The sequence below is a fragment of the Massilia luteola genome (assembly GCF_034420155.1).
In the GTDB taxonomy this organism is placed as follows: domain Bacteria; phylum Pseudomonadota; class Gammaproteobacteria; order Burkholderiales; family Burkholderiaceae_D; genus Telluria; species Telluria luteola.
Genome location: NZ_JAXOFN010000023.1, coordinates 26234 through 39119, shown reverse-complemented (window position 1 = coordinate 39119; position 12886 = coordinate 26234). Strand labels below are relative to the sequence as shown.

Genomic DNA, 12886 nt, shown 5'->3' with positions numbered 1-12886 from the left:
GTCGGGGACATTCGAGCGTTCGGAAGACAATGTGTGACCGACGCCCTGTTCGGCGTGACGTGCGGGTCAGTGGCCCTCGTGCCCGCCGCCGCCTTGTCTCCGGCGCGCGGTCCCGATGAGTTCACCCTGCGCCGGCGCGGCCGGCGCGTTCACGGCCTCCGGCACCGCGCCCGTCCACTCGCGCGCCACCGTGCCGGCCGGATGCCGGTACCAGCCCGGATCGCGATAATCGCCCCGCGCCAGTCCCTCGCGCACCTTGATGACGGTGAACATGCCGCCCATCTCGATGCCGCCGAACGGGCCGCGTCCCGCCATCATCGGCAGCGTGTTTTCCGGCAGCGGCATCTGCATGCCGCCCATCGATCCGCCCTTGTCGCCCATGACCATATAGCCCGGCACGAGGTCGTTGATCGTTTGCGCGACGCCGGCCTGGTCGACGCCGATCAGGGTCGGCGCGTCGTGGCTCATCGCGTTCATCGTGTGGTGCGACTTGTGGCAGTGGAAGGCCCAGTCGCCCGGATTGTCGGCGACAAATTCGATGGCGCGCATCTGGCCGACGCCGATGTCGACCGTTACCTCGGGCCAGCGCGCGGCCGGCGCAATCCAGCCGCCGTCCGTGCCCGTCACCTCGAAGCGGTGGCCGTGGATGTGGAACGGGTGGTTCGTCATCGTCAGGTTGCCCATCCGGATGCGCACCTTGTCGTCCTTGCGCACGACCATCGGGTCGGTGCCGGGGAAGGCGCGGCTGTTGATGGTCCACAGGTTAAAGTCGAGCATCGTGTTCACGTTCGGCGTGTAGTTGCCGGGCGCGATGTCGTACGCGTTCAGCAGGAACACGAAGTCGCGGTCGACGGCCTGCCGGCGCGGATCCTTCGGGTGCGTGACCCAGAAGCCCATCATGCCCATCGCCATCTGCGTCATCTCGTCGCTGTGCGGGTGGTACATGAAGGTGCCCGCGTGGCGCGCGACGAATTCGTAGACGAAGGTCTTGCCGGGCGCGATGGCCGGCTGCACGAGTCCCGCGACGCCGTCCATGCCGTTCGGCAGGATCTGGCCGTGCCAGTGGATGGTCGTCGCCTCCGGCAGCTTATTGGTCACGAAGATGCGCACCTTGTCGCCTTCCACGACCTCGATGGTCGGTCCCGGGCTTTGCCCGTTGTAGCCCCACAGGTTCGCCTTCATGCCGGGCGCGATCTCGCGCACGACGGGTTCGGCCACGAGGTGGAATTCCTTGACGCCGTCCTTCATGCGCCACGGCAGGCTCCAGCCGTTGAGCGTGACGACGGGATTGTACGGGCGGCCGCTCGTTGGATGCTGCGGCGGCTGCGTCGCGGCGGAGGCCTGGACCGGTGCTTCCGGAATGGCGGCCGCGCCGGCCTTCGACACGAGCGAGGCGCCCACCATGGCGCCGGCCGCGCCGGTGATGAAGTTTCTGCGGCTGGTCATTCTGTCTTGTCCTTGTTCTGCGAGTTCACTTGCTGCGGGTTCAATCGGGTGCCGAGCGTGGCTTCCAGCGCGGCGTGGGCGGTCCAGAAGGTGTCCAGCGCCTCGATGTACGCGCCGACCGCCTCCGCCTGCGCGCGCGCGTCGGCCAGCAGGTCCTGCGGACTGGCCAGCATGCCGTTGTAGCGCAGCAGGACCTCGTGTCCGATCTTCTTGCGCAGCGGGATGATCGTGTCGCGATAATGCCGCGCCACGTCGTAGGCGTTGCGATAGGCGAGATACCCCTCGCGCGCCTCGCTGCGCGCCGTGACGGCGGTGAGCGCCACGCGGTTCACGGCCTGCATGTACGTGGCCTCGGCGCGGGCGACGCGCGCACCGCCCCAGTCGAACAACGGCAGTTCCAGCGACAGCGTGTAGCCGTGTTGCCTGGCCGCGCCGGTGTCCGACTTGTCGGCGTAACCCGCGTCGAGCACGTCGACGAAGCGGGTCGTGCGCGTGAGGCCCAGGTCCGCCGCGGTGGCGGACGCCTCGGCCTTCGCGGCCTGCACGTCCAGGCGCTGTTCGAGCGCGATGCGTTCGACGTCGGCCAGTTCCGCCGGCGCGGCGGGCAGGTCGGGCAGGTGGTCGGGCAGCGCGTAGCCGGCGTCCTTGCCCCACAGGCCCAGCGCGCGCGTGAGGCGCTCGCGCGCCGCCGTCGCGCGCCTGGCCGCGCGCGCGACGTCGCTCGCGGCCTGCGCATGCAAGACCTGTTCGCGCGCCAGTTCGAGCTGGTTCGTGGTGCCCGCCCTGGCCATGCGGCCGGCCAGCTCGGCGCCGGCTGCGCTCGACGCCTGCACGCGGCGCGCATAGTCGAGGGCCTGTTTGCTGGCCACCGCCTCGATCCACGCCGTGCGCGTTTCCAGCGCGTGGCGCTCGATGGCGGCGCCGACCTCGCGCTTCACCTGCTCGAAGCGGCGCGCCTCCATGCGCGCGGCCAGCGGCGCGGTCAGCATGCCGACGAGGTCGAACGTGATGCCGCGTTCGATCTCGAGGGCGCCGCCGCTCGCGAGCCGCTTGAAGTCGAACGACGGATTGCGCGGGCGCGCGGCCTGGGCCAGGTCGGCCTGGGCGATCCCCACGTTCCAGTACGTGGCCTGCAGGCCGGGATGGTTGACGAGGGCGATGCGCACGGCCGTGTCCATGTCCAGCGGTGCGCCCGCCGCGAACACGGGCAGCGCCCGCAACGACGGCGCCAGCGCGCCCTGTCCGGCGTCGTCGCGCGCCAGTTGCGGCGTCACGCCGATGCGGTGCCGCGTCGCGGCGGCGACGTCGTCGAAGCCGCCGTCCGGCGTGACCGTCGTGCAGCCCGCGAGCAGCGCCAGCGCGGCCGCCGCCGGCAGGAATCGTGCTGGCGGCATCACTTCGCCTCCCTGTGGCCGCAGCAGTCCGGCTTGCACGCGGCCGGCTGCGCGCCCGTGCCGGCATGGTCGGCGCCGCCGCCGTTTTTCTTATCGCCGCCGCCCATGCACTGCATGCCTGTCATGCCGCCGCCGGCCGTGGACGGCATCGCGCCCATGGCCATGCCGGGGTGATGCTCGTGCATGGGCATGGGCATGGCGGGGCCGGCTGCCGGCGCGGGTTCGGCGTGGTCGTCGATGGCCGGCTGCGCGCGGGTGGCCGGCACCGGCGCCTGCGGATCCGCGACGCCGGCGGAAGAAGCCTGCGCGGCGGCGTGCGCGCACGTGGCGGCCAGCAGCCAGGCCAGCGCGCAGGTCGGGTGAAGTCGTTTCATGTCGTCCTCGTGTCGAATGCGTGAATGGCGCCGCCGCGCATCGAGAGCGCCGGCGGCGTGATACGGGCGCGGACCGGAAGGCCGCGCCGTTCAGGCGATCGAGGGACGGGGAGGGCGTTCGGGCAGCGCCGGGTCGACGCTGGCCACGTGGCCGGCGCGGAAGGGAATCGCGACGGAGGGCGGCGCGAACGCCGGCGGGACGAGCGGCGCGGGCACGAGGGCGACGGCGATGCAGCAGCCGGGGCAGGTGCCGCGATGATGGTCGTGATGATCGCCGCCGGACGCCTTGCCCGCCTGCGCCGCGTGGGCGGCGGGCATGTGGTGGCAGCTTTGCGCCGGCGGCGCGGCGTGCGCCGCCGCCATGGCGGCCGGCGCGCTCACGGACGGCAGCATGCGCGCGGCGGCCAGGCCCTGGAAGGGCAGGGCCAGCAACAGCAGCCAGACGAACAGTGAGCGCAGGACGATATTCACGCGGGCATTCTAGCACGGCACCGTTGCATTTTTATCCGTCCAGCGCCTTTGCGGTGATGCAAGAATGGTCACACGTGCTAGCATATTGACATGACAAGGAGACTACGGGCAATGATGGGCATCTTGACGCGCCTGCGGGCGGCACGGGCCATGCACAGCCGGCGCCAGGTGGGCGAACGGGCCGCGCAGGTCATCGATCGGGTGATCTTCGACATGGGCGTCGAGCGCCTCGTGCAGGGCACGTTCCGGCTCGATCGCCACTGCCGCCCGCGCTTCTCCAGCGTCCCCCTCGCGCCCGGCCGCGACGGCGTCGCGGTGGCGCTGGCGCAGCTTACCGAATGCGCCGCGCTCACGGCGGCGGCACGCCGCGATGCCGATCGCGAGGCGCTGCGGATGCACACGGAGGCCGTCGTCGCGGGCCTGCTGCGCGAATTCGAGGCCCGCTCCCCGCGCTTTCGCGCGCTGCCGGCGGTGCCGGGCGCATAAGGCCGTGCCGTTGTCAGCGCAGCGCCGAGCGCAGCGCGCCGGACTCGAAATAGATGTGCTGGATCGCCGGATACGCGGCCGCCACGGCCTTCTCCAGCCGCTCGATCGCGGCCTCCACTTCGTCGATGCGCATGCCGCGGTTGAACTGCACGGCCGCCGTCAGCAATACCTCGTCCGGCCCCAGTTGCATGCTGAGCAGCTTGCCGACGTCCTGGATGGCGGGATCGGTGCGCAGGATCTCGCACACGCGCCGCGTGGCCTCGGTGCCGATGCCTTCGCCGACGAGCAGCGCGCCCGTCTCGCGCGCCAGGGCGAACGCGGCGCCCACGAGCAACAGGCCGATCGCGATCGATGCGGCCGGATCGAAATACGGGCTGTCGAACACGAAGCCGAGCGTGATGCCGACGGCCGCGATGGTCAGGCCCAGCAGGGCGGCCGTATCCTCGATGAAGACGGTGAACACCGACGCGTCCTTGCTCGCATGGACCGTCTGCCACAGCGAGGCGCCGGGCTTGCGCCGCTTGTTGAGTTCCTTGCGCGACACGTTCCAGCTATAGCCCTCGAAGCAGGCCGAGACGGCCAGCACGATGTAGTTCCACATCGGGTCTTCCAGCGGCTCCGGATGGCGCAGCGCGCTGATGCCGTGGTAGATCGACAGGCCGCCGCCCAGCGAAAACACGGACAGCGCGACGAGCAGCGCCCAGAAATACAGCGCCTTGCCGTAGCCGAACGGGTGGCTCTTGTCGGCCGGCTTCTCGCTGTTCCTCTCGCCGATCAGCAGCAGGAATTCGTTGCCGGTGTCGACGGCCGAGTGGATGCCTTCGGCCAGCATGGCGGCGCTGCCCGTGATGGCGGCGACGACGAACTTGGCGATCGCGATGCCCAGGTTCGCGAGGATCGCCGCGTAGATCACCTTGCGCGAGCCGCCTTGTTCGTTCTCTTTGTCCGTCATGGTGTATGGTTGTCGCCGGTGGCGTCGATGAGATGTCGAACCAAGTGTAGCCAATCCGCCGCCGGCGGCTTGCACGGCTGGGAGCGTGTGGATGAGTGTCCGTAATCTCAAGCAACTGTTCGCCCCGACGTCGGTGGCCCTCGTCGGCGCATCCGAGCGGCCGGGCAGCGTCGGCGCGACCATGCTGCGCAACCTGCGCGAAGGCGGCTTCGCGGGCCGGCTGTTCCCCGTGAATCCCAAGTACGACGCGCTCGCCGGCCTGCAGGTCTGGCCCGACGTGGCGCAGCTGCCGCAGGCGCCGGACCTGGCCATCATCTGCACGCCGCCGGCCACGATCCCCGGCATCGTGCGCGCGCTCGGCGCGCTGGGGACGCGCGCCGCCATCGTGATGAGCGCCGGCGTGTCGACCGCGCGCGACGTGCGCGGGCGCAGCATCAAACAGGCGATGCTGGATGCCGCCAACCCCTATTTGCTGCGCATCCTGGGGCCGAACAGCTCAGGCCTGCTGGCGCCCGGCATCGGCCTGAACGCGAGCATCGCCGTGGGCGGCGCGGCGCCGGGGCGCCTCGCCTTCGTGTCCGAGTCGGGCGCGCTGATGGCCGGCGTGCTCGATTGGGCGCGCACGCGCAACGTCGGCTTTTCCACGTTCCTGGCCCTGGGCGACTCGGCCGACGTCGATTTCGGCGACGTGCTCGATTACCTGGCCAGCGATCCCGGCACGTCCGCGATCCTGGTGCACGCGGAGAGCGTGCGCTATGCCCGCAAATTCATGTCGGCCGCGCGCGCGGCGGCCCGCAGCAAGCCGACCCTGATGCTCAAGGCCGGCCGCTCGCTGGAGGCGGCGACGGCCGGCGCCTGCCTGTCCGGCGTGCTGGCGCGGCCCGACGACGTGTATGACGCCGCGATCCGCCGCGCCGGCATGCTGCGCGTGTACACGACGGACCAGCTGTTCGCGGCCGTGGAGACGCTGGCGCGCGCCAAGCCGTTGTACGGCGAGCGGCTGGCGCTGCTCGGCAACGGCGCCGGGCCCGTCGTGCTGGCCGCCGACGCCCTGCAATACGGCGGCGGCCAGCAGGCCGAATTGTCGGCGGAGACGGTGGCGAAGCTGCGCGGCCTCGTGCCCGAATGGAGCGGCAGCGGCGAATTGAACCTGCGCGGCGACGCGCCGCCGGAGCGCTACCGCGACGTCGTCGACGTGCTGCTGCACGACGGCGACGCCGACGCCGTCGTGATGATCCACGCGCCCAACGCCGTCGTCGACCCGGCCGACGTGGCGCGCGCGGTGGCGCCGCTGGCGAAGGCGTCGTCGCGCAACGTGCTCGCGTGCTGGCTCGGCCTGCAGTCGGTGGGAGAAGCGCGCGCGATCGCGTACGAGGCGGGCATGCCGGCCTACCGCACGCCGGAAGCGGCGGTGAACGGCTTCCTGCAGATCGTCCATTTCCGCCGCAACCAGCAGCTCCTGATGGAAGTCCCGGCCTCCGTCGGCGACGGCGAGCCGGACCGCGGACGCGCGCGCGCCCTCGTCCGCGATCTGCTCGCGCGCGGGCGCAGGACGGGCCGCTACCTGCTGGACGACCCGGACACGAAGGCGATCCTCGACGCCTACGGCATCCCCACCGTGCCCACGCGCGCGGCCGTGACGCCGGACGATGCCGTCGCCATGGCCGGCGAGATCGGCTATCCGGTGGCGGTCAAGATCCTGTCGCCGGACGTGGTGCAGAAGTCCGACGTCGGCGGCGTGTCGCTCGACCTGGACACGCCGGAAGCCGTGCGCGCCGCGACGGAACGCATGCGGAAACGCCTGGCCGAACTGCAGCCGGACGCGCGCCTGGACGGCTTCATCGTGCAGGCGATGGCGCGCAATCCGGCCGCGCACGAACTGATCGCGGGCGCCGCCACCGACCCCGTGTTCGGGCCCGTGATCCTGTTCGGGCAGGGCGGCCTCGCCGTCGAAGCCGTGAACGACCACGCGGTCGGCCTGCCGCCGCTGAACACGGTGCTGGCGCGCGACCTGATCTCGCGCACGCGCGTGGCGCGCCAGCTGGCCGGCTACCGCAACCATCCGGCCGCCGACCTGGACGCCATCGCCGCCGTGCTCGTGCAGGTGTCGCGCCTCGTGGCCGACGTGCCGGAGATCGTCGAACTGGACATCAACCCGCTGCTGGCCGACGCCAATGGTGCCGTCGTGCTGGACGCGCGCATGCGCATCGCGATGGCTGACCGCGCCGGCCACGCGCTGGACCGCCTCGCAATCCGCCCGTATCCGGCCGAACTGGAAGAATTCGTGGCGTGGCAGGGCGAAACGATCCTGCTGCGCCCCATCCGCCCCGAGGACGGCGCCGCGCACGTCGCCTTCTTCAACGCGCTGACGCCGGACGACGTCCGCTACCGCATGTTCGTGCGCGTGCGTGAACTGCAGCCGGCGCAACTGGCGCGCTTCACGCAGATCGACTACGACCGCGAAATGGCCTTCATCGCCACGCGCGCCGGCGCGGACGGCCACGCGGAGACGCTGGCCGTGGGCCGCGTCGTGGCCGATCCCGACAACATGAGTGCCGAATTCGCGGTGACGGTGCGCTCGGACCTGAAGGGCAAGGGCCTGGGCGTGATGTTGATGAACAAGCTGATCGCCTACTGCCGCGCGCGCGGCACGCGCGAGATCGTGGGCGAGGCGCTGCCGCAGAACGCGCCCGTCATCGGCCTCGTCAAGAAACTCGGCTTCATCGTCGGACCGGTGGACGAGGACGAGGGCGTGCGGAAGTTCCGCTTGCCGCTGCGCTAGGGTCTATCCGACTAACGAAAGGCCAACGGCATAATTTATTACGTCGTTCCCGCGGAGGCGGGAACCCAAGTTCGAAAGGCCGCCCGCGCATAACCGGGTCACGCCAAGGGGGGGCGTCCAGCCGGGGCGCGACGTGCTCATGATCCCGGAAATTGCGCTTTTTACCTCGTGTCAGCCTGACAGCCCCTGGCGCCGCATCAGCGGCGGAAGCGCACGTCTTCCTGCACGACGGGTGCGTCCTTGTTGCCGTTCTTCGGCTTCTTGGGTTTCTTCGGCTTCTTGACGATCTCGCCGCTCGCAGTCGTCTGCGGCACGCGGTGCTCGGGCTCGAAGCCCGCTTCCTCCTTGCGCTGCAAGGGCTGCTTCGTCAGCGCCTCGATGGCGGCCAGTTGCTGGACTTCGTCCGCGCACACGAGCGACACGGCGTCGCCCGACGCGCCCGCGCGGCCGGTACGGCCGGTGCGGTGCACATAGTCTTCCGCCACGATCGGCAGGTCGACGTTGACGACGACGGGCAGCTCCTCGATGTCGAGGCCGCGCGCGGCGACGTCGGTGGCGACCAGCACCCGCACCTCGCCCGCCTTGAAGCGCTCGAGCGCGCGCAGGCGCGCGGGCTGCGGCTTGTCGCCGTGGATCGAATCGGCGCCGACGCCTTGCGCGGCCAGCAGGTCGACGAGCTGGTCGACCCCCTTGCGCGTCTTCACGAACGCGAGCACCTGCGACCAGCCATGGCGCTCGAGCAGGTGCAGGAACAGCTCCGGCTTGCGCTTCTTGTCGACGGGGACGATCCACTGGCGGATCGCCTTCACCGTCGTGTTGCGCGGCGATGCCTCGATGCCGACGGGGTCGACCAGCAGCTTCGTCGCCAGCAGCCGGATCGGGTCGGAAAACGTCGCGGAGAACAGCAAGGTCTGGCGCCGCCTGGGCAGCAGCGCGAGCAGGTTGTCGATGTCGCGCGAGAACCCGAGGTCGAGCATGCGGTCGGCCTCGTCCAGCACGAGCGTCTGCACCTGGTTGAAGCGCACGGCGTTCTGGCGCTGCAGGTCGAGCAGGCGGCCGGGCGTGGCGACGAGCACGTCGACGCCCTTACGCAGCCGCATCATCTGCGGATTGATGCTGATGCCGCCGTACGCCACCATCGTGCGCAGCGGCAGCCCGGCCCCGTAGGCGCGCACGCTCTCGTGCACCTGCTCGGCCAGTTCGCGCGTCGGCACGAGGATCAGGGCGCGCACCGAATTGGCGGCGACCTGCACGCCATCCAGCACGAGGCGCTGCAGCAGGGGCAGGGCGAAGCCGGCCGTCTTGCCGGTGCCCGTCTGGGCGGCGGCCATGACGTCGCGTCCGGCCAGCACGGCGGGAATCGCCTGCGACTGGACGGCGGTGGGCGTGTGGTAGGACAGCGAGGCGAGGGTGCGCGTGATCTGGTCGATCAGGCCGAGCGAAGCGAACGACATGGTGGCGGAGGCAGTCTTGGAAAAGGCGACAGTGTAACCTGTCGCCCAACCTAGGGTCACGGCGGGTGTCCACTTGTCGTGAGTGCAACGCGCACGTACACTGCGCCTTCGTGGACTTCCGTTGCGACAAGGCCGATGGGCTTGATTTTATTACTCGTGTTTCTTGGAATGCTGCTCGGGTTCTCGTGCCTGGGCATCCCGATGGCTATCCGGGCCGTATGCCGGGCGCGAGGCCGCACGGCCGCGGCCCTCGTGTTGGCGGTTGCGAGCGCCGGCCTCGGTGCGCTTGCGGTGGTCCTGCCTTTCGCGCTCGTCATGTCGAGCCGGGTGTCCGCGTGGGGATTCGTCCTCGTCGTGACGGCGTGCGTCGGCGGCATTGCCGGCCTCGCCGGCTTCGTTCTCAGGCGACGTTTCGGGGAAACGGGCAGGCCCGCCGACGGCCTGTCCGGTGCCGCGTTCTTCCTTGCCGCGGCGGCGTTCCCGGTGAACTGGTTCTGGCTGGCGCCGCGGCTGGAGGCGTGGTTCCGGGTCGGCTGGACGTATTGATGCCGCCGGTGCGTCGTCCGGCGCCTAAGGCATATCGCCGGCCTTGCCAGGCGCAATGGCCAGCACGATCGCCCACAGCGCGAACTTGATGATGCGCTCGACCACATAGAAGCAGCACGCCCAGACCGCCAGCCTGGCGAACGAGAATCCGCCGTGCAGCGCCGAGTCGTCCACGCCGGCGGCCTGCAGCCATCCCTGCACGATCAAGACCGCGCAGACGCAGCACGGCAGCTCGATCCACCACTTGGTTGCCAAATTCTTTTTCATGCCGAAGTCTTTCCACGCCGGGTCCGATCCATTGCCGGCGCGAGTGTAGCAGCCCGGACACCCCCGAAAACACGCCGATTGTCACGCGCCGCCGCCGGCGAATGGGAAATCGACGTCCGGCCTCCGCCCCGACACGATGTCCGCGATCGCCTGCCCCGAACCGCATCCCATCGTCCAGCCCAGCGTGCCGTGGCCCGTGTTCAGGTACAGGTTCGCGAAGCGCGTGCGGCCGATGAGCGGGACGTTCGATGGCGTCAACGGCCGCAGGCCCGCCCAGTACGTGGCGGCGTCGTAGTCGCAGGCGCCGGGGAACAGCGCGCGGACGCGCCGCGTGATCGCCGCGCAGCGCACGGGGTTCAGGTCGCGCGTGTAACCGTTCAACTCGCACGTGCCGGCCACGCGCAGGCGCGCGCCCAGGCGCGAGAACACGAGCTTGTGGCCGTCGTCCGTCAGCGACACGGTCGGCGCGGCGTCGGCATCGATCACCGGATACGTGGCCGAATACCCCTTGCCCGGATAGATCATCAGCCGGATCCCCAGCGGCGCGAGCAGGTGCGCGGAAAAACTGCCCAGCGCGACGACGACGGCGTCCGCGTGCAGCTGCCGGTGGCGGCCTTCGGCGTCGATGATTTCCACGCCGTCGATGCGCTCGCCGCCGGCCAGCAGGCGCGTCGCCGTCGCGTTGTACAGGAAGCGGATGCCGGCGTCCGCGCCGCGCGCGGCCAGTTGCGACGTGAACCGGTACACGTCGCCGGATTCGTCGCTGGCCGTGAAGTCGCCGCCCACGAGCTGGCGGCGCACGGGCGCCAGCGCCGGTTCGATCCGCACGACCTCGTCGGCGTCCACGGTCATGCGCGGGCAGCCCAGGTCGCGCATCGCGGCGGCCGCGCGGCGGGCGCGCTCGAATTCCTTGTCGTCCGTGTAGAAATGGAGGATGCCGCGCGTGAGGCTGTCGTAGTCGATGCCCGTCCGCGCGCGCAGCGCCTGCAGGCTGCGGCGGCTGTACTCGGCCATGGCGACGATACGGCGCAGGTTGGCGGCGACGCGGCCGGGTGCGCACTCGCGCACGAATTGCAGGCACCAGCGCCATTGCAGCGGGTCGGCATGCAGGCGGAACAGCAGCGGCGCGTCTTCCCGGCCCAGCGACTGCACGACCTTGAGCAGGCCGGCGGGTGTGGCCCAGGGCTCGGCGTGCGACACGGAGATCTGGCAGCCGTTCGCGAAACTCGTCTCCTGCGCGGGGCCGCCCTGGCGTTCGATCACGGTGACGTCGTGGCCGGCCTCGCGCAGGTACCAGGCGGTCGCGGTCCCGACGATGCCGGCGCCGAGGACGAGCACGTTCATCGGCGCACCGCCGCGCTACGGCGTGGGTGGGTTCTGGAAACAGGAAGTTGCATGCCGCTCCTCGTTGGCGTCGTGGTGACGGGCGGCGCCGGCAAGGGAGGGCGGGCGCCGGCGCGGGGACCGGTATCCGCATGCTTCCCTTCGCTGGCATTACCCAGATCAGGTTCGGAGGGTGTTTCTCACCCGCGGGCCGCGGTTGCGGCTGCAGGACCCCTAGCGTTGCCTTATGGCAGGGAGAATTCTAACCGGTCCGCGGCGCGGCGGCAAAGTGGACGAGCAAGCGAGGCGATGGATGCGCGGCGGCGCCGGCGCGCGAATGCGGCCGGACGGCGGCAGGCTGCGCGGCGCGCGGCTCAGGCCGGGATGACGGCCGTGGCCGGGGCCAGCGCGACGGTGGGCTTCACCGGTTCGCGCCGGTCCTGGCAGGCCACCAGCGTGAGGCAGGCCAGGAGCAGCAGGCGATGGCAGGCACGATGGGGTTTCATGGCGCTCTCTCCTTTGGCCTCATCCTAGCCGACCCGCACGGGAGACGGCGCGCCGCTGGAGGACGCTCAGAAGCGGTAGCCGATGCTCGCGCGCACGACCGGATAGACCTTGAACGAGTCCACGTCGTCGCGCAGGTGCAGTTGCTCGGCGGCGATGTCGTTGATGAGCGCCACGCAGTCCGTCAGCGACGTCGGGCAGCTCGTGCTGGCCAGATGCACGTTCGGATTACCCTGGTAAAACACGCCGAGGTCGACGTTGCTGGTCCAGCGCGAGGACGGGGCCAGCGCATTGCCCCAGCCGATGCCGACGTAGGGCGCGGCCTTGCGGTAATCGATGCTGCCGGTCAGGAGGCCGACGTCGGCCGTCGAGTAGGTATGGCCGTTCAGCGTGAAGGCGCCGGCGCCGTTCGGCCTGGCCTTGGCGTCGAACTTGTTGCCGTTGTAGAGGACGCCGCCGGTCAGGTGGAAGCTGCTGCCTTCGGTCAGGTACCAGTCGAACAGGAGGTCGAACGTCTGCAGCTTGCCCTTGAGGTCGTACTCGACGAGGTTCGACGTCTTGGTCAAGTTGTGGCGGAAATAGTTGACGCCGAAGCGGCCGTTCAGATAGGTTTCCATCGGCACGACGACGTGGAAGCCCACGCCGGTGGTGCCGAGGTCGGCCGTTGCGCCGACCTGCGCGTTGGCGGCGCCCGCCGCCAGCAGGGCGGCCGCCAGCACGGTTTGTTTCGCGAACATCGATGACCTTTCAGTGGATTGGAGCCGGCGATTGTAGCCGCGCACTTGCTCCAAGAGAAATATTGCGGCCCGGTCTGTTGTAATCCCGCCCGGCGACAATGTAAGCATGTGTTGCAACGAATTGTACGTAACATTTCGTTTGATAAACTC

At 70.1% G+C, this 12886-nt stretch carries 13 protein-coding genes and 1 riboswitch; of the genes, 3 read left to right on the top strand and 10 right to left on the bottom strand.

Annotated elements, in window-relative coordinates; translation table 11 throughout:
- Nucleotides 1–66: 66 nt before the first annotated feature.
- From U9J41_RS21100 to U9J41_RS21085, 4 genes are all read right to left on the bottom strand, one after another.
- Nucleotides 67–1446 (bottom strand): multicopper oxidase family protein, encoded by a 1380-nt coding sequence (locus U9J41_RS21100; protein ID WP_322404127.1) that lies wholly within the window; start codon nucleotides 1444–1446, stop codon nucleotides 67–69.
- Entirely contained in the window at nucleotides 1443–2840 is a 1398-nt protein-coding gene (locus U9J41_RS21095; protein WP_322404126.1) for a TolC family protein, read from the bottom strand. The genes U9J41_RS21100 and U9J41_RS21095 overlap by 4 nt, the downstream gene beginning before the upstream one ends.
- Nucleotides 2840–3214, bottom strand: coding sequence for a hypothetical protein (locus U9J41_RS21090; protein ID WP_322404125.1), 375 nt, complete (start codon nucleotides 3212–3214; stop codon nucleotides 2840–2842). The genes U9J41_RS21095 and U9J41_RS21090 overlap by 1 nt, the downstream gene beginning before the upstream one ends.
- A 90-nt stretch (nucleotides 3215–3304) precedes the next feature.
- Nucleotides 3305–3685 (bottom strand): DUF2946 family protein, encoded by a 381-nt coding sequence (locus U9J41_RS21085; RefSeq protein WP_322404124.1) that lies wholly within the window; start codon nucleotides 3683–3685, stop codon nucleotides 3305–3307.
- 111 nt (nucleotides 3686–3796) lie between these two features.
- Between U9J41_RS21085 and U9J41_RS21080 the strand changes: the two genes are divergently transcribed.
- On the top strand, nucleotides 3797–4171 hold the full coding sequence (locus U9J41_RS21080; RefSeq protein WP_322404123.1) for a hypothetical protein: 375 nt from the start codon (nucleotides 3797–3799) through the stop codon (nucleotides 4169–4171).
- 13 nt (nucleotides 4172–4184) lie between these two features.
- On the opposite strand, the gene U9J41_RS21075 is transcribed toward U9J41_RS21080, so the two are convergent.
- Nucleotides 4185–5123, bottom strand: coding sequence for a cation diffusion facilitator family transporter (locus U9J41_RS21075; protein WP_322404122.1), 939 nt, complete (start codon nucleotides 5121–5123; stop codon nucleotides 4185–4187).
- 91 nt (nucleotides 5124–5214) lie between these two features.
- Here U9J41_RS21075 and U9J41_RS21070 point away from each other — a divergent pair, with 91 nt between their 5' ends.
- Nucleotides 5215–7905, top strand: a complete 2691-nt coding sequence (locus tag U9J41_RS21070) for a bifunctional acetate--CoA ligase family protein/GNAT family N-acetyltransferase (protein WP_322404121.1) — start codon at nucleotides 5215–5217, stop codon at nucleotides 7903–7905.
- Nucleotides 7906–8102: 197 nt separating this feature from the next.
- On the opposite strand, the gene U9J41_RS21065 is transcribed toward U9J41_RS21070, so the two are convergent.
- Nucleotides 8103–9359 (bottom strand): DEAD/DEAH box helicase, encoded by a 1257-nt coding sequence (locus U9J41_RS21065; protein WP_322404120.1) that lies wholly within the window; start codon nucleotides 9357–9359, stop codon nucleotides 8103–8105.
- 156 nt (nucleotides 9360–9515) lie between these two features.
- Between U9J41_RS21065 and U9J41_RS21060 the strand changes: the two genes are divergently transcribed.
- Complete coding sequence (locus U9J41_RS21060; RefSeq protein ID WP_322404119.1) at nucleotides 9516–9905, top strand: hypothetical protein; 390 nt, start codon at nucleotides 9516–9518, stop codon at nucleotides 9903–9905.
- Nucleotides 9906–9929: 24 nt separating this feature from the next.
- Here the strand turns inward: U9J41_RS21060 and U9J41_RS21055 are convergent, their stop codons facing one another.
- From U9J41_RS21055 to U9J41_RS21040, 4 genes are all read right to left on the bottom strand, one after another.
- Complete coding sequence (locus U9J41_RS21055) at nucleotides 9930–10172, bottom strand: hypothetical protein (RefSeq protein WP_322404118.1); 243 nt, start codon at nucleotides 10170–10172, stop codon at nucleotides 9930–9932.
- Between the two features lie 81 nt (nucleotides 10173–10253).
- A complete protein-coding gene (locus U9J41_RS21050; RefSeq protein WP_322404117.1) occupies nucleotides 10254–11516 on the bottom strand; it encodes a D-amino acid dehydrogenase in 1263 nt (420 codons plus the stop codon).
- Nucleotides 11517–11635: 119 nt separating this feature from the next.
- Nucleotides 11636–11741: riboswitch (TPP riboswitch) on the bottom strand.
- Between the two features lie 128 nt (nucleotides 11742–11869).
- On the bottom strand, nucleotides 11870–12001 hold the full coding sequence (locus tag U9J41_RS21045) for a hypothetical protein (protein ID WP_322404116.1): 132 nt from the start codon (nucleotides 11999–12001) through the stop codon (nucleotides 11870–11872).
- Nucleotides 12002–12067: 66 nt separating this feature from the next.
- Nucleotides 12068–12736 (bottom strand): hypothetical protein, encoded by a 669-nt coding sequence (locus U9J41_RS21040; RefSeq protein ID WP_322404115.1) that lies wholly within the window; start codon nucleotides 12734–12736, stop codon nucleotides 12068–12070.
- Between the last annotated feature and the right edge of the window lie 150 nt (nucleotides 12737–12886).